Here is a 14,435-nt window from a genome sequence, read left to right on the forward strand (position 1 = left end):
GTTTGGTATGTAAGCTATGGATCGAATCTTTACCAGAGATAGATTTATGTGTTATATCGAAGGCGGGAAGCCGGAGGGATCGGAGAAAATAGAAAAAGGGAGCCGGAATCAAACTCCTCCGGAAGCAGAGGCAAAGGTGGAGCTTGCATATCCATTATATTTTGCAAAGAGTAAAAGCAAATGGGGGAAAGGCGGAGTCGCCTTTATCAGCCATGAAAAAAGTAAATCTGTTAGAACGATTGGCCGGATGTATTTGATTACCCAAGAGCAGTTTGAAGATGTTGTGGCTCAAGAAAACAATGAGGAGCATTTTACTATTGATGTCCAAGAAGTAATGAAACATGGTTATCAAGACATTAATTCAAGCTGGTACGGAAGAATCCTTTACTTGGGTAACAAGGACGGTGCACCAATGCTTACGTTTACGAATCCACTTCCAATGGAATCAGAAGCATTTACCGTACCGCCATCTTCCTATTTGAAAATTATAACCAGGGGATTAAAAGAGTTGGATATAAAGATGGAGGATATTCTCCACTATTTTAATCAATGCAATGGTATAAAAGGTCATTTTACAAATGAAGAGCTTCATAAATATATTGTAAACGGGGAGAGGCAGTGAAGAAGGTTTCCTTTTTTTCGTTATCCATCATAAGAATTTTCATGTTTATCCTTTTAAGTAGTACGTATATTTCCTTTTTAAGTCATGATGACATCTTTAGGCGAATATATATTTTTGCGGCTATGATCATTTTCATAATTAATCATTTTGGACAATTTTCTTCGGAAAAATTATTTGTTAAGTTGATATTTATTTCCATTGATTTCATTTTAAGTGCTGGCTTTGGTTTACTTTTCGCATCGGAAGGCAGTCTACTTTACATCATTTTTTTCGGAGTAATTTCTACCGGAGTTTTTATCCAAACCAATAAGAAGAAGATATTAATCCTATTTTCCTGTGTTTTTTTCGCGACTTGGCTCCTTATAACATATGTTAAATTTCTATTAGCACAGGAAATTTCCATAGAGGATAATATCTTGAACTTAATGTTCGTTATGTTTTGCGCGGTAGTCGGCAGCTTAATTCGCAATCTAACGGATGCGAGAGAAACGATTTCTAATCAATTTGTGCAATTAAACGGCTCACATGAAGAGCTTAGAAGGGCACATGAACAATTAAGCGAGTATTCCAAACAAGTGGAGAATTTAACCGTAATACAGGAACGAAATCGAATTGCCCGTGAGATTCACGATACGGTTGGACATAACATGACAGCATTGTTAGTACAAATCCAATTGGCTAAGGAGCTTCTAAAATTAGACGTTGAAAAAGGGGAAGAGGTTCTTACCATTTGCGAAAAGCTAACAAGAAATTCTTTGGAGGAAATACGGTTATCCGTAAGAACTTTAAGGGACGATGAAGGAATGCAATTAGCTTTCATCCCATCGCTTAGGGAAATGCTTTCTGATTTTTCTGCTATGTCCAATATGGAAACAAGCTTACATATAGTGGGGGATCCTGCAATGATAACTCCATCCGTACAGCCAACCATTAAAAGAGTCATCCAAGAATCCTTAACGAATGCAAAACGTCATGGAATGGCGACCTTTTATAAGAGTACAATTACTATTTTGAAAGAGAAAATATCCGTTGAAATCTTTGATAATGGTCAAGGGGTAAACAGTGTTGTGCCTGGCTTCGGACTTTTAAATATGAAAGAACGGATTCAAGAGCATGGTGGGGAAGTATTTTTTGAAAGTATAGAAGGGAAAGGATTTTTCATCACATTTTACATCCCTTTAAATAATCTAATGTGGAGTTCTGCGGAGGTAACTGGATGATAAAAATAATCATTGTGGATGATCAGCCCTTAGTACGGGAAGGGCTTGGCTCACTTTTAAATTTAAGACCGGAAATAGAGGTAGTGGGGACGGCAGGCGATGGCCTGGAAGCACTAGACATTGCTCAGGAAAAGAAGCCGGATATTGTATTAATGGATATTCGCATGCCCAATATGAATGGTGTGGAAGGTACACGAGCTTTATTGGATAAGCTACCTAATTTGAAGGTACTCATGCTAACTACCTTTAACGATAGTGACCTCATATACGATGCTCTTCAGCAAGGAGCATCCGGATACCTGTTAAAAGATATGTCTACGGACACGATTGTTCAATCCATTATGACGGTTTTTTATGGTGGCATTGTGCTGCCAAGAGATTTCACTAATCAAGTTTTGGAGGAGAAGCGGCGAAAAGAAGATACTAATAGTAAGTCAGATGAGCTTCCAAGTTTACTCAAAGAGCTCACCGAAAGGGAACTGGAGGTACTGAAGTATTTGGGGCTTGGATTAAATAATAAAGAAATAGCGAATACATTATACATAACAGAAGGAACAGTAAAAAATCATGTTTCTAATATTATTCAGAAATTAAATATTAGGGATCGCACACAAGCGGCAATATTTGCGGTCCGTTACGGCATCACTACTTTTCAAACATGACTTTTGGCATATTCATTCAGGAAAAGCGGCACATCGGTGTCGCTTTTTTTATGCCATAAAATCTATCTGGAGAGAGATGGAAACATCGCAGTTTCTCACTAAAATAAAGAAAGAAATTATATATAGAACTTTTCATTCGGGAGGAAAAATTCATGTTATCACTATCCAATATAAAAAAAAGCTTTGGTAATAAAAAAGTAGTCAGAGATATTTCATTCGACGTTCAAAAAGGGGAGGCCTTCGGTCTGCTTGGTCCAAATGGTGCCGGAAAATCGACGACGATTTCTATGATCTGTGGACTACAGCCATATGATGAAGGTGATATCCAAATAGATGGATTATCGGTGAAAAAAAAGCCGATGAAAATCCGTGAAAAAATTGGCGTCGTTCCACAGGATATCGCTCTTTACCCAACAATGTCTGCATTTGATAATCTTGTATTTTGGGGAAAAATGTACGGATTAACCGGTAAAAAGGTAAAGAACAGAGCGTATGAGGTATTGGAAATAGTAGGACTATCCGAACGCGCTAAGGACAAAATTGAAACCTTTTCAGGTGGAATGAAACGACGAATTAATATTGGAGCTGCACTTATGCACGAACCAGAGTTGCTTATCATGGATGAGCCAACCGTAGGAATAGACCCTCAATCCAGAAATCATATTTTGGAAACCGTGAAACGATTAAATGAAAGCGGGATGACCATTATTTATACGAGCCACTATATGGAAGAGGTCGAATATCTATGCAAAAGGATTGCGATTATTGATCACGGAAAGCTTATTGCAATTGGGGATAAAAGTGAGCTATGCAATCGCTTGGCAGGAGGACATATCCTGCAATTAACGGTTGATAATCCAAAGATAGATTTTATCATGGATCTAAAAAAAGTAGATGGATTCGAAAACGCCAATATAGTGGAGGATGGAATTGTCGAAATCTTGTTTGAGGATCAAAAGAAAGTATTAGCAGAAGTAATCTCCCTTGCATCTGCTCACGACATTTCCATTCAAGCAATGCAAATGAAAGAACCAAATTTAGAATCACTATTTTTACAATTAACTGGCCGTAATTTAAGGGACTAGGAGGAATTATAAATGAAAAGCATTGCGATTGCTATGAAGGACTTTTCGATCCGCTTAAAAGATCGAAAGGCGTTATTAATGATGATATGTATGCCAATATTATTAACCGTTATATTAGGTTCTGCTTTAAAAGGGGTTATGGGGGATTCCGCTTCCTTTCCCAAAACAAATGTTGCGGTATATCTACAAGATGAAGATTCCATGAGCAAACAGTTTGTTCAACAAGTGTTAAAAGAAAAGAAATTAAAAAAATCCATTCACGTAGAAATGGCGAATACCCAAAAAGAACTTAATCAGCTCATTAAGGATGAAAAAGCGGATGTCGGAATAATTCTTCCACAGAATTGGGGTACTGGTTTACAGAATACGGATATCAAGCCTGCCATCATTAAAGTATCCTCCGGGAAGGAGTTGGAGGCTAGTTTTGTCCAGCAATTAATAGAGACATATGTTAAAACAACTTCTGCGGTAACTGTCTCGGCAAAAACAGTCGTATCTGATTTAGCAACACTAGGTGAAACTGGGAAGAAATTAGACAAAATTGGAACAGAGATTACTACCAAATTGATAAATGAAACGACAGAAGAAAGCCAATTTGTTTCCGAAAAGCCACTAGGAAAGAAACCTGTCTCCGCCATTCAGTACTATGCAGCCGCAATGGCAGCTATGTTTTTATTGTTCAATGCAAGAGTTGGAGGAAAGTCTATTCTAGCAGAAAGAGAAAATATTACTCTAGCAAGGATGATCATTTCTCCTACCAGTAAAAATGCTATTATCATTGGAAAATTTTTAGGCACACTTTTTTATACATTGATTCAGTTTTTAATATTTATCGGTGCAACACATTTTATATTAAAAGTGAACTGGGGAAACAGTTTACTTCAGGTATTTGCTATTGCCTTTGCCTACAGTATTTCCGTTTCAGGATTATCCATGATTGTAGCGGCTTTTATGAAAACAGAAAAGATGGTGGAATCCTTAGGAGGTATGCTCGTACAAGTATTATCACTACTTGGAGGCTCGATGATTCCGATTTCCTCCTTTCCGCAAAGCATGCAAACCATGTCGAAACTGACACCAAATTCATGGGCTTTAACAAGCTTTACGAATATTATGTCCGGAACATCCTGGGATAGTTTAATACATCCAATTATCCTATTACTTGGAATCGGAATAGCTGCTGCGTTAATAGGAATACTCCGATTACGTTCAATTAATAATTAAGTATGGAGGAAAAATTAAATGAGAAAAGCATTATCTGTATGTTTTTTTGAAATAAAAAGAACATTAAGTAAACCTTCTGCCTTTATTTTAATGTTAGCATTGCCAATAATATTCACTTTGATATTCGGTAGTGTTTTTGGAAACAGCTCCTCACAAGCTTTCACATTGGCTATTGTCGATAAGGATAAAAGCCATGTATCAGCTGTTCTCATAAACCGTTTAAAACAAGACCAAACCTTAAAAGTTAAACGGAATGATGCAAAAAAATCTGCGGAATTATTAAAAGCTCACAATATCGATGGGATTGTTACGATACAAAAAGGCTTTCAAGAGGAACTAGCAACAACTCAAAATCCAAACGTAGTTTTTCAATATCAACCTGGATCACCTAGCAATACGATCATCAAGCAGTCATTAAATCAAGAAATAAAACGGATAAAGCTGCAGGAAATGTCTGCGATTGAATGGGGCAAAGCAAGTAATAACAATTGGTTGGCGATGTTCGATACAATATCGAGTTCAGAACGTAGAACAAATGAGCTAACAAAAATAGTTACGCTTAACGATTCTGCAAAATCCTTAAGCGGAGTGTCTTATAGCTCTGCTGGCTTTTCTATCATGTTTGTTATGATAATGATGATGTCTGTAACGGGAGTAATTATTGAAGCGAAAAATACAGGAGTATGGTCTCGATTACTAACAACATCGATTACAAAATTTCAATTGTTATTTGGATATTTATTAGCATTCTTTTTAATCGGCTGGATCCAATTTGGTATCTTAATGACCTTCTCCTCTATCGTTTTTCATGTGGAATGGGGAAATATTCTTGGTTTAGCTGCATTAGTCTCCTCTTTATTGCTTTGCGTAGTCGGACTAGGCTTGGCAATTGCCAGTATCGTAAAAACAACCGAGCAGCAAACAGCTATTGGTTCATTAATAATAGTATCAACCTGTATGCTTGGTGGAGTATATTGGCCGCTAAATATAGTTCCCGATATTATGCAAAAAATCGCTAATTTTGTGCCGCAATCATGGGCAATGAAGGGATTTACGAGCTTAATTGTTGAAGGGGGAGCCTTACCCGATATATTGACTCCTATTTCCATATTATTAATTTTTGCTGTAGCATTTCTCTCCTTTGGCTTATCCAGAGTTAGAGTATCCTAATTTATAACAGTTGTGCCGGAAATAATCCGGCACTATTTGTTTTTTAATTGTTCCTGTGCCATTCTGATCATTTCCTTTACCATATTGCCACCAATAGGCCCTCCAACTTTACCGGCTTCCTCAGAAGATAAGCTGCCATTATAGCCTTTTTTTAATGGTATACCTTGTTCACGGGCAACTTCATATTTAACATTGTTTGGATCTTGCGGATCGACCTTATATCCTTGTTTTGCCATTACCTCTCCTTTAAATTCATCCAATGCTCGGCGAACCCCCGGAACAAGTGTTTGTCTGTTTCTTCTTCCCATGCTTCAATCCCTCCTTTTCCTTAGTTTATCCCAGCAATTCCATTTCATTTAGTAACATCCGAAAAAAAAATGGAATCTAAATATGGACGAGGGGTACCATAATAAAGCATTTGATTATATTTTGGATAAATGGAGTCGAATTGGATATAGATAGGAGAATCAAGCAGCCGAGGATAGCAATTGAATAATTTTCGATCTCCGTAGAAAATAGCGGTTAAGGCAAGCGTAAGCTCTCTTTGAAAAATCAAGAAGCGTTTTTTTGAGGTTTGTACATCAAATTCACCTCGGCTAACGTACACTTTACCCCAAAGATGCAATTCCTCCTTATGCTGGATCCATTCTGCTAAAACTTCATCCCGGGTTTTGAAGTTAATGGCAGGAAGGTTATATTGGTTGCCGATACTTAAAAATAATTGGCCTGTAGTGTCAGAATGTGTCAAGGTATATTTTCGATGTTTAACTGGGGTACATTCAGTGGTAGATGGCATAAATGTAGTATGTAACTTGTCTTTATTAAAATTTGTCATTATCATCACTTCTTTCCGTATGAAAATAACTATATGGAATCATATGAATAAAAAGATAATGGGCTTTATGTGCACTAGAATCAGATGCTAATGTTAGTAAATATGGTGAAACTTATTAAAAAAGATGTACTAAAAGGAATACATATAGATTATAACGATAAGCAATATTAAGTTGATAAAGCACTAAAAAAATAGATACATAAAGGAGGCGTAGTTAGTATTGGCAGGAAATGATGTAGTGCAAACATTAAATGAATTTTTAAAAGGACAATATATGGGAATCCATGCATATGAATATCATATTCAAAAATTAACCGACCAAGACTTAAAAAGGGAATTTCAAAGGATCCAACAAGAACATAAAAACCACGCTTTAAAAATTGCAGAAAGAATTCAAAACTTGGGAGGAAAGCCGGTTGATGATGAAGGATTCATTCAATCAGTGGAAAGTTTCCTTAGTCAATTTATGATTCCAAAAACCGCAGTTGGAATAATTGAGAGTGCATTAAAAGGAGAAAGCTATTATGGAATTCGAATATCCGAAGATATCGTAAGAGGGGATTTAGATCATGAAAGTCAGCTATTAATCGCAGAGATATTAGATAAAGACAGAGAACATGTACATTATTTACAGCAACTACTTATTCAGAGTAATCAAAATTACTGTGCGAATACACACACAAGTCGGAAAGAAAATGAATAAAGACTGAATTTCCTCTATTACAAGGCGTTTTTTTCTTAAAAGCAACAGAATTTATGAAAAGAGTCTTATAAAAAAATAAGCCTACTCTTTCAAACATTTAATGGAAAAGCACATTCAAACATTTCTGTATTAATCTAACTACCATTACAAAAGATAAATTAGAATCTTAGCAGATTACGGAAGGAGTGTTTTTATGGTTAACGTACGCGAGGGGTTAATCCCTACAGTACTTGGAACAGCTGTAACAACCACAGGAGTGATTTTACAGAACAATAGAAACATGAAACCGTTAATCACAGGCTCGATTATTGGTTTTGGTTTGGCTCATGTAGTATTAGGGGCAATCGATTTAGTCGAGCATCAACGCTAAGGATTCGTAAAGGAAGGGCGTCTGCCCTTCCTTTAAAACGGTATTTTCAATTAAAATGAATCGCCATAGACGTAACTAACACCGAAGTTAAATTGTATATTTGATCCGATCTAGTTGAAGTAATCTATAGTGGACAGAATCCCATTTTATCAAGCCATGTAAATGCATGGCCACGGGGAATATTAATTTCCTAGTCCATTCCAATAAAAATCAACAATTTGTTCTGTCATTTCATCTAAAGAGCCAAAAATAGGTTTTTGATTAACATCCCTATAATTTCCTACTTTTAGTAAAGCCACAAAAGCGTGGGCACCTAATCGCGGATGTCCCTGAGGAATTTCACCTTTTTCCATTGCGGAAATTAATGCCTTCTCTAGTATTTCATACATTTTTTCTTCAGCGTGTTTCATCTGCAGTAATTGTTCTTCTGATAGAGATGCTTTTGCTTCCTTCATAAATCCATTAATATCAATATCAACAGTTGCTTGTAAATGCGCCTTGGCAAATTCAAATAATCGGTCTCTTAGCGGTTTGTCTGTTGAAAGAATGCCAAAAATACGATCTTTGATTCGCAGCATCATTTGCACCATTGCGTCCGTAAAAAGTTCTGCTTTCGATTTATAATAATAATACACGGTTGCTTTTGTTACACCACATTCTATGGCAACATCATCCATGGAGACTACTTGATAGCTTTTATTGAGAAACAGTTGAGTAGCTACATCTAAAATGACATTTTTAGTAGGCTTCTCTTGATGCTCTTGTTTTGGTCTTCCAAGTGGTCGATTTTCCCGTTGCATGTCCTTCTCTCCTAACAACTAGTATCACAATAATTATATCATATTTTAAACATTCCACTTGAATAATTAACCTACCAGTATATATAATTAATTATAATCAAAATAAATATAAAGGTGGGTAAATATGAAAAAGCATCCTTTGCATTTGTGGGGCACAATGGTTGGAGGACCTAAGACCCGTTGGATTACTCTTCTAATTTGGGTAGCACTTACACTAGTGTTATCTTTCACTTGGCCGGCCATCAACTCTCTTGAGGATGATTCCGCACCAGACCTTCCAAATTCGGCAATGTCGCAGCAAGCGGAGAAACTAATCAAAAAGGAATTTCCTAACGATGCGGGCAATCCCGTATTAATCGTTTGGTACAACAATAACAAGCTAGATAATCAAGACATTACAGCAATACAAAATGTCTTTAAGAAACTAAAAGAACGGCCATTAGCAAAACAAGCGACATTACCACCGTTTGATACGATCCCACAACCAGCCCTTGAGCAAAGCGTATCAAAAGATGGTACGACAATTGTAACCCCTGTATTTTTTGATAAAAATGCCGGAATAGAAATTCTCCAAAACAATATGGATGAACTAAAGGAAATCGTTAATAGTACAATGGATGAAAATCCAATTAATCGAAAGGTGTCAGATTCTGGTTTACATGTACGTTTATCTGGCCCGGTTGGCATTCAAACGGATGCCGTCAGTTTATTTAGTCAAGCAGATGTTAAATTATTGATTGCTACAGTACTTCTGGTATTAGTTTTATTGATTATTCTCTATCGTTCACCACTTATGGCCATTTTACCTTTAATTGTGGTGGGATTTGCATATGGGATTATTAGTCCAACGCTTGGCTTTTTGGCCGACCAGGGCTGGATTACAGCAGATGCGCAAGGTGTCTCCATCATGACTGTCTTATTGTTCGGAGCTGGAACGGATTATTGTCTATTTCTCATCTCCAGGTATCGTGAATTCTTACTTCATGAGGAAAATAAATTCAGGGCCTTACATCTGGCGGTTAAAGAATCAGGCGGTGCTATTTCAATGAGTGCCCTTACTGTCGTGATAGGGCTAGGAACATTATTGTTTGCTCATTACGGTTCATTCCATCGATTTGCCGTTCCATTTAGTCTCGCAGTGCTAATAATGGGGATTGCAGCTCTGACACTTTTTCCCGCTTTGCTTGCTATATTTGGAAGAGTGGCATTTTTCCCGTTCATCCCAAGAACAACCGATATGACAGAGGAATTGGCGAAGAAGAAAGGGAAATCTATAAAAATAAGAAAATCACAAGGACTCTTTAGTAAGAAACTTGGATGGGTAGTAACACGACGTCCGTGGACAGTTATTATTTCAACGCTTATACTTCTTGGAGGATTGGCTTCCATTGTTCCGCGTATTCAATATACCTACGATTTATTGGAGTCTTTTCCTAAAGATATGCCTTCTCGGGAAGGATTTAAATTGATCTCTGATCATTTTTCTCCTGGAGAATTGGCACCCGTAAAAATTGTTATTGATACAACAGGAAAAAACATATCTTTAAAAGAGGAATTGGAACAACTTCCGTTTATAACAGGAGTAACCCAGCAGAGGGAAGGAAAATTTCATCATCAATTTCAATTGTTCGAGGTGTCCTTGGCTGAGAATCCTTATTCTAGTAAAGCTCTAAGTCGAATTCCGGAGCTAAGAAGTAATCTAAAGAAAATATTAACGAAAGAGGGAATAGAGAATACTGAAAAGCATTTTTGGATTGGCGGCGAGACAGCTGCTTTATATGATACAAAAATGACTACAGAACGGGATGAATCCGTTATTATCCCTATTATGATTTGTATTATTTCTTTATTGCTTCTGCTATATTTACGTTCTATCATTGCAATGATTTATTTGATTTTAACCGTGGTTCTATCCTTCTTTTCTGCGCTTGGTGCGGGTTGGATTATTCTTCACATGGGGTTGGGAACTTCTGCTATTTCAGGAGCCATTCCTTTATATGCCTTTGTATTCCTTGTTGCATTGGGTGAAGATTATAATATTTTTATGGTATCGGAAATATGGAAGAATAAACGAACACAGCCTCATCTTGATGCAGTTTCAGGAGGAGTAGTCCATACGGGAAGTGTTATTACATCTGCAGGTCTTATCTTAGCAGGAACATTTGCTGTTTTGGCTACCTTACCAATCCAAGTTTTAGTGCAATTTGGTATTGTAACAGCTGTAGGAGTGCTATTAGATACATTCATTGTTCGACCACTTCTTGTTCCTGCAATTACTACCGTACTTGGCAGATTCGCATTTTGGCCAGGTAAACTTTGGAAAAAAGAAACCTTACATCAAATGTCCAAGTAACCCATATAATTAAAGGCTGTTTTGTATAATGTTAAAAATCCTAATATAGAATAAGCTCGAAGCATCTATTCTTACAAATGTTATTTGTCCATTTAAAGGGTTTTTAACTATAAAGCAACAGGATTTAAAGAAAGAGACTAATCATAATAATTATCATTTAAGACATAACAACCAAAGGATAATAGTAAAATATCCTTCGGTTGTTTTTCTTTTATGGAATATTCCATTGAGTGTAGAATCTCGATACGAAAAACTACTTTTATTAAAATATCATCTTGATTTTCAGACAAAAATAAAAGACAATACGTTTTGGGACTCTAAAGACGAAGGTGATACAAATGAATTGTGAAACTAGAGAAGAACTACAGCTTTTAATAGATGAATGTAAAAAATATACGGATGGTGGAGAGGTCGCCGACTATATTCCTGCACTCCAAAAAGCAAAGAGAAGCGATTTGTCCATTTCCATTTATTATCCGGATGGACGCGGATTTTCAGCAGGGGATTGTCACCAAACGATGACATTGCAAAGCATCTCTAAAGTATTGAGTTTAGCACTCGCACTCATGGATAGGGGAGTGGATTACGTTTTTTCCAGAGTAGGACAAGAGCCTACCGGTGACCCATTTAATTCTATTGCAAAATTAGAAACCAGCAAACCTTCCAAACCGTTAAATCCAATGATCAATGCAGGTGCCTTAGCTGTTACGCATATGATTAAGGGCGAAAATGTGGAGGAACGACTTAATAGATTGCTTGCATTTATTCAAGAAATTACCCAAAATGATCAAATCCAAGTAAATGAAGAGGTTGCAAGCTCCGAATTCAAGACCGCTGACTTAAATCGGTCTCTCTGTTATTTTTTAAGACAGCATCATATTATTGAAGAAAATATAGAGGATCTAATCGATCTTTACACGAAACAGTGTGCCATCGAGGTGAGCTGTTTGGATCTAGCGAAAATTGGCTGTGTATTAGCGATGGGCGGAGTAGAAATGTCCACCCAAAAACAAATTATTCCACATGAAATCGCTCGCATCTGCAAGACATTTATGGTCACTTGCGGCATGTACAATGCATCCGGTGAATTTGCTATTAAAGTAGGAATTCCTGCAAAAAGCGGTGTATCAGGGGGGATTATGGGTGCGGTACCAGGAAAATGTGGGATTGGATTATACGGACCCTCCTTGGATGAAAAGGGGAACAGTATTGCTGGAGTAAAGCTTTTGGAGAAACTATCGAAAAAATATTCCTTAAGCATGTTTTAGTGATTTTTTCTCGCTCTGGACAGTAGGACAAAACACAATTTAACAGTATGAGTGATAAATACATAGTCGTTTTTTTGTGATTTTGCATTAAATGTAAAAGAGACTACATATCATGTACAGAGGGGATGACACGTGAACCATTTCAGAAAAACGGTTGTTATAAGAAATCGTGAATGGGTGGAAATTGATTTTTGTCAGCTACAAAAAGGGGACAACTTTAAGATGTTTGAGCAGAATGGGGAAGAGGTATTGGATGAATTCGGCAATACATGGATGCAAGCGAAATCTGATCCTTATTACGATCTTGAGCTCGAATGCTGGTTAGTGGATATTGAATAGGGAAAGAGCCTCTAAAATTAGAGACTCTTCTTTTCCTTATCATACATGCATTTATTTTTTCAAGTCCTCGATGGAATCGATTTTCATATATTTAGGAACAACTAATCCGATTTTCACACCAGTCATACTTGTTCCAATATCATCAAATTTGCCATTATATTTTTTGGAATATGTTTGATGTGTTAGAGGAAGCCATGCAGATAGGGAAGCATCTGCACTGCCATCCGCAATTGCAGTCCACATTGGACCAGCTTCTACTTGCGTCAACGTAACATTATATCCTTGATCCTCAAGCACCTTTGCAATGACATTCGTACTAGCAATCTCACTATCCCAAGCAACATATACAAGCTTAATTTTCTTGCCCTTAACCTCATTCGTACCATCTGTCCATTCCGCTACCTTATCGGCATTGTCTTTTACCCATTTAGCTGCAGCATCGTCTGGTTTGGTACCTTCTTGTATATCCAACATAACTTTCCCCATATCATCCTCAGACCACTTGAAATTGCTTAGAATTTTGTATGCATCTGGAAGATCTTTATCCAAGCCCTTTCTGGCAATGGTATGAATTTCTTCTGCACCTCCATACACCCCTTTAGGATCTTTCAAATACTTCAAATCATATTTTGCAAACATCCAATGTGGGTTCCAGCCGGTGATAATAATAGGTTCTTTTTTATCATACGCCTTCTTTAATGCCGCAGTCATAGCAGCACTTGAGCCAGAAACAAGCTGCCATTTATCTAATTTATAGTCCTTAATAGCATTATCTGTTGCTTGCATAATGCCTGCACCTGGATCGATGCCGATTATTTTATGGTTAACACTATTAGCAACGGAAGAATTATCTGAACTTGCTTTGTTACTCCCGCATGCTGCAAGACTGAAAGAAAGTGCAGCTATGGATACAACACCAATTATTTTTTTCCACATTAAATATTCCCCCTTTTATTTCTCTTGCCAGCGTTTTGGGTAATTCTATCTAAAACGATGGCTACTATGACAATCGCAATACCGGCTTCAACGCCGACACCAATTTTTAATTGTGTTACTGCCCGATATACTTCTTCTCCTAACCCCGGTGCACCTACCATAGACGCGATAACAACCATGGAAAGAGCAAGCATAATGCTTTGGTTAATGCCTGCCATAATAGTCGGCATGGCGAGCGGCAGCTGAACCTTTATTAATCTTTGTGAGGTTGTAGAACCAAAGCTTTCCGTTGCCTCAATGATATCCGCAGGAACTTGTTTGATTCCTAAAATGGTGAGTCTAATGGTTGGCGGCATCGCAAAAATAACCGATGCAACAACACCTGGTACCACTCCTATATTAAAAAAGAAAATAGCAGGTAAAAGGTACACAAAAGCTGGCATTGTTTGCATAAAATCAAGAACGGGTGTTACGATTTTGCGAACCATTTCTTTTTGGGAGGACCATATTCCAAGTGGTATTCCCACGACAATGGAAATAATAACCGAAGTTAAGACAAGAGCCAATGTGTTAAGCATTGCATCCCAATATCCAAGATAATCTATCATTAGGAAGCCAATAAAAGTAAAAATCGCAATGCTTTTTTTGGTCAACCATAAAGCAAGCAACCCGATAATAATAGCTAGAATAATAGGTGGTAAAAGAGCTAATACCTTTACCATTCCATCTACTGAATTTTCAACAACAGAAGTGACCCCGTCAAACAGTCCTCCAAAGGTAGAGGTTAGCCAGTCGACAAAGTGATCAATCCAATCAGCTAGAGGAATTCTAGGGATCCATTTATCCAT

16 protein-coding genes are annotated in these 14,435 nt (G+C 37.2%); 11 read left to right on the top strand and 5 right to left on the bottom strand.

All coding sequences use genetic code 11. The features are described 5' to 3' along the window. Positions 1–46: 46 nt before the first annotated feature. The 6 genes from KHA87_RS06745 to KHA87_RS06770 all read left to right on the top strand — a co-directional run bounded on the left by KHA87_RS06745 (position 47) and on the right by KHA87_RS06770 (position 5,983). Positions 47–622 (top strand): hypothetical protein, encoded by a 576-nt coding sequence (locus tag KHA87_RS06745; protein WP_249310159.1) that lies wholly within the window; start codon positions 47–49, stop codon positions 620–622. Positions 623–1,047: 425 nt separating this feature from the next. Beyond that, the gene (locus KHA87_RS06750) at positions 1,048–1,842 is read left to right on the top strand and encodes a sensor histidine kinase (protein WP_249310330.1); all 795 of its coding nucleotides are present in this window, start codon (positions 1,048–1,050) and stop codon (positions 1,840–1,842) included. Further along, positions 1,839–2,504 carry a response regulator gene (locus KHA87_RS06755; RefSeq protein ID WP_213093321.1) on the top strand — a complete coding sequence of 222 codons (666 nt, stop codon included), beginning with the start codon at positions 1,839–1,841 and terminating at the stop codon, positions 2,502–2,504. The genes KHA87_RS06750 and KHA87_RS06755 overlap by 4 nt, the downstream gene beginning before the upstream one ends. Positions 2,505–2,656: 152 nt before the next feature. Then, the gene (locus KHA87_RS06760; protein WP_213093322.1) at positions 2,657–3,589 is read left to right on the top strand and encodes an ABC transporter ATP-binding protein; all 933 of its coding nucleotides are present in this window, start codon (positions 2,657–2,659) and stop codon (positions 3,587–3,589) included. Positions 3,590–3,601: 12 nt separating this feature from the next. Then, positions 3,602–4,813, top strand: coding sequence for an ABC transporter permease (locus KHA87_RS06765; RefSeq protein ID WP_213093323.1), 1,212 nt, complete (start codon positions 3,602–3,604; stop codon positions 4,811–4,813). Positions 4,814–4,831: 18 nt separating this feature from the next. Beyond that, complete coding sequence (locus KHA87_RS06770; RefSeq protein WP_213093324.1) at positions 4,832–5,983, top strand: ABC transporter permease; 1,152 nt, start codon at positions 4,832–4,834, stop codon at positions 5,981–5,983. Between the two features lie 32 nt (positions 5,984–6,015). On the opposite strand, the gene KHA87_RS06775 is transcribed toward KHA87_RS06770, so the two are convergent. Together KHA87_RS06775 and KHA87_RS06780 are read right to left on the bottom strand one after the other, a co-directional pair. Next, a complete protein-coding gene (locus tag KHA87_RS06775) occupies positions 6,016–6,291 on the bottom strand; it encodes an alpha/beta-type small acid-soluble spore protein (protein WP_213093325.1) in 276 nt (91 codons plus the stop codon). Positions 6,292–6,335: 44 nt separating this feature from the next. Then, positions 6,336–6,818 carry a staygreen family protein gene (locus KHA87_RS06780; protein ID WP_213093326.1) on the bottom strand — a complete coding sequence of 161 codons (483 nt, stop codon included), beginning with the start codon at positions 6,816–6,818 and terminating at the stop codon, positions 6,336–6,338. 274 nt (positions 6,819–7,092) lie between these two features. Between KHA87_RS06780 and KHA87_RS06785 the strand changes: the two genes are divergently transcribed. Both KHA87_RS06785 and KHA87_RS06790 read left to right on the top strand, forming a co-directional pair. Further along, positions 7,093–7,521, top strand: coding sequence for a ferritin-like domain-containing protein (locus KHA87_RS06785; protein ID WP_481748351.1), 429 nt, complete (start codon positions 7,093–7,095; stop codon positions 7,519–7,521). A gap of 193 nt (positions 7,522–7,714) precedes the next feature. Beyond that, positions 7,715–7,891, top strand: coding sequence for an asparagine synthase (locus KHA87_RS06790; RefSeq protein WP_213093328.1), 177 nt, complete (start codon positions 7,715–7,717; stop codon positions 7,889–7,891). A 182-nt stretch (positions 7,892–8,073) separates the two neighbouring features. Here KHA87_RS06790 and KHA87_RS06795 read toward each other — a convergent pair whose 3' ends face one another. Further along, a complete protein-coding gene (locus KHA87_RS06795; protein WP_213093329.1) occupies positions 8,074–8,691 on the bottom strand; it encodes a TetR/AcrR family transcriptional regulator in 618 nt (205 codons plus the stop codon). A 124-nt stretch (positions 8,692–8,815) separates the two neighbouring features. On the opposite strand from KHA87_RS06795, the gene KHA87_RS06800 reads away from it, so the two are divergent. The 3 genes from KHA87_RS06800 to KHA87_RS06810 all read left to right on the top strand — a co-directional run bounded on the left by KHA87_RS06800 (position 8,816) and on the right by KHA87_RS06810 (position 12,651). Next, on the top strand, positions 8,816–11,044 hold the full coding sequence (locus KHA87_RS06800; protein WP_213093330.1) for an MMPL family transporter: 2,229 nt from the start codon (positions 8,816–8,818) through the stop codon (positions 11,042–11,044). A gap of 338 nt (positions 11,045–11,382) precedes the next feature. Continuing rightward, entirely contained in the window at positions 11,383–12,312 is a 930-nt protein-coding gene (glsA, locus tag KHA87_RS06805) for a glutaminase A (protein ID WP_213093331.1), read from the top strand. Positions 12,313–12,444: 132 nt separating this feature from the next. After that, entirely contained in the window at positions 12,445–12,651 is a 207-nt protein-coding gene (locus KHA87_RS06810) for a hypothetical protein (protein WP_213093332.1), read from the top strand. A 51-nt stretch (positions 12,652–12,702) separates the two neighbouring features. On the opposite strand, the gene KHA87_RS06815 is transcribed toward KHA87_RS06810, so the two are convergent. Further along, complete coding sequence (locus tag KHA87_RS06815) at positions 12,703–13,587, bottom strand: glycine betaine ABC transporter substrate-binding protein (protein WP_213093333.1); 885 nt, start codon at positions 13,585–13,587, stop codon at positions 12,703–12,705. After that, positions 13,587–14,435, bottom strand: coding sequence for an ABC transporter permease (locus tag KHA87_RS06820; RefSeq protein WP_213093334.1), 849 nt, complete (start codon positions 14,433–14,435; stop codon positions 13,587–13,589). Before KHA87_RS06820 ends, KHA87_RS06815 begins: the two co-directional genes overlap by 1 nt.

Origin of the sequence: Bacillus sp. FJAT-49736 (genome assembly GCF_018343615.1) — a bacterium.
Taxonomy (GTDB): domain Bacteria; phylum Bacillota; class Bacilli; order Bacillales; family Bacillaceae_C; genus Margalitia.

Bases quoted from the DNA above. Each gene is read 5' to 3' on its own strand.
- KHA87_RS06745 (WP_249310159.1), top strand. From the start codon at position 47: ATGTGTTATATCGAAGGCGGGAAGCCGGAGGGATCGGAGAAAATAGAA.
- KHA87_RS06750 (WP_249310330.1), top strand. From the start codon at position 1,048: ATGTTCGTTATGTTTTGCGCGGTAGTCGGCAGCTTAATTCGCAATCTA.
- KHA87_RS06755 (WP_213093321.1), top strand. From the start codon at position 1,839: ATGATAAAAATAATCATTGTGGATGATCAGCCCTTAGTACGGGAAGGG.
- KHA87_RS06760 (WP_213093322.1), top strand. From the start codon at position 2,657: ATGTTATCACTATCCAATATAAAAAAAAGCTTTGGTAATAAAAAAGTA.
- KHA87_RS06765 (WP_213093323.1), top strand. From the start codon at position 3,602: ATGAAAAGCATTGCGATTGCTATGAAGGACTTTTCGATCCGCTTAAAA.
- KHA87_RS06770 (WP_213093324.1), top strand. From the start codon at position 4,832: ATGAGAAAAGCATTATCTGTATGTTTTTTTGAAATAAAAAGAACATTA.
- KHA87_RS06775 (WP_213093325.1), bottom strand. From the start codon at position 6,291: ATGGGAAGAAGAAACAGACAAACACTTGTTCCGGGGGTTCGCCGAGCA.
- KHA87_RS06780 (WP_213093326.1), bottom strand. From the start codon at position 6,818: ATGACAAATTTTAATAAAGACAAGTTACATACTACATTTATGCCATCT.
- KHA87_RS06785 (WP_481748351.1), top strand. From the start codon at position 7,093: ATGGGAATCCATGCATATGAATATCATATTCAAAAATTAACCGACCAA.
- KHA87_RS06790 (WP_213093328.1), top strand. From the start codon at position 7,715: ATGGTTAACGTACGCGAGGGGTTAATCCCTACAGTACTTGGAACAGCT.
- KHA87_RS06795 (WP_213093329.1), bottom strand. From the start codon at position 8,691: ATGCAACGGGAAAATCGACCACTTGGAAGACCAAAACAAGAGCATCAA.
- KHA87_RS06800 (WP_213093330.1), top strand. From the start codon at position 8,816: ATGAAAAAGCATCCTTTGCATTTGTGGGGCACAATGGTTGGAGGACCT.
- glsA (WP_213093331.1), top strand. From the start codon at position 11,383: ATGAATTGTGAAACTAGAGAAGAACTACAGCTTTTAATAGATGAATGT.
- KHA87_RS06815 (WP_213093333.1), bottom strand. From the start codon at position 13,587: ATGTGGAAAAAAATAATTGGTGTTGTATCCATAGCTGCACTTTCTTTC.
- KHA87_RS06820 (WP_213093334.1), bottom strand. From the start codon at position 14,435: ATGGATAAATGGATCCCTAGAATTCCTCTAGCTGATTGGATTGATCAC.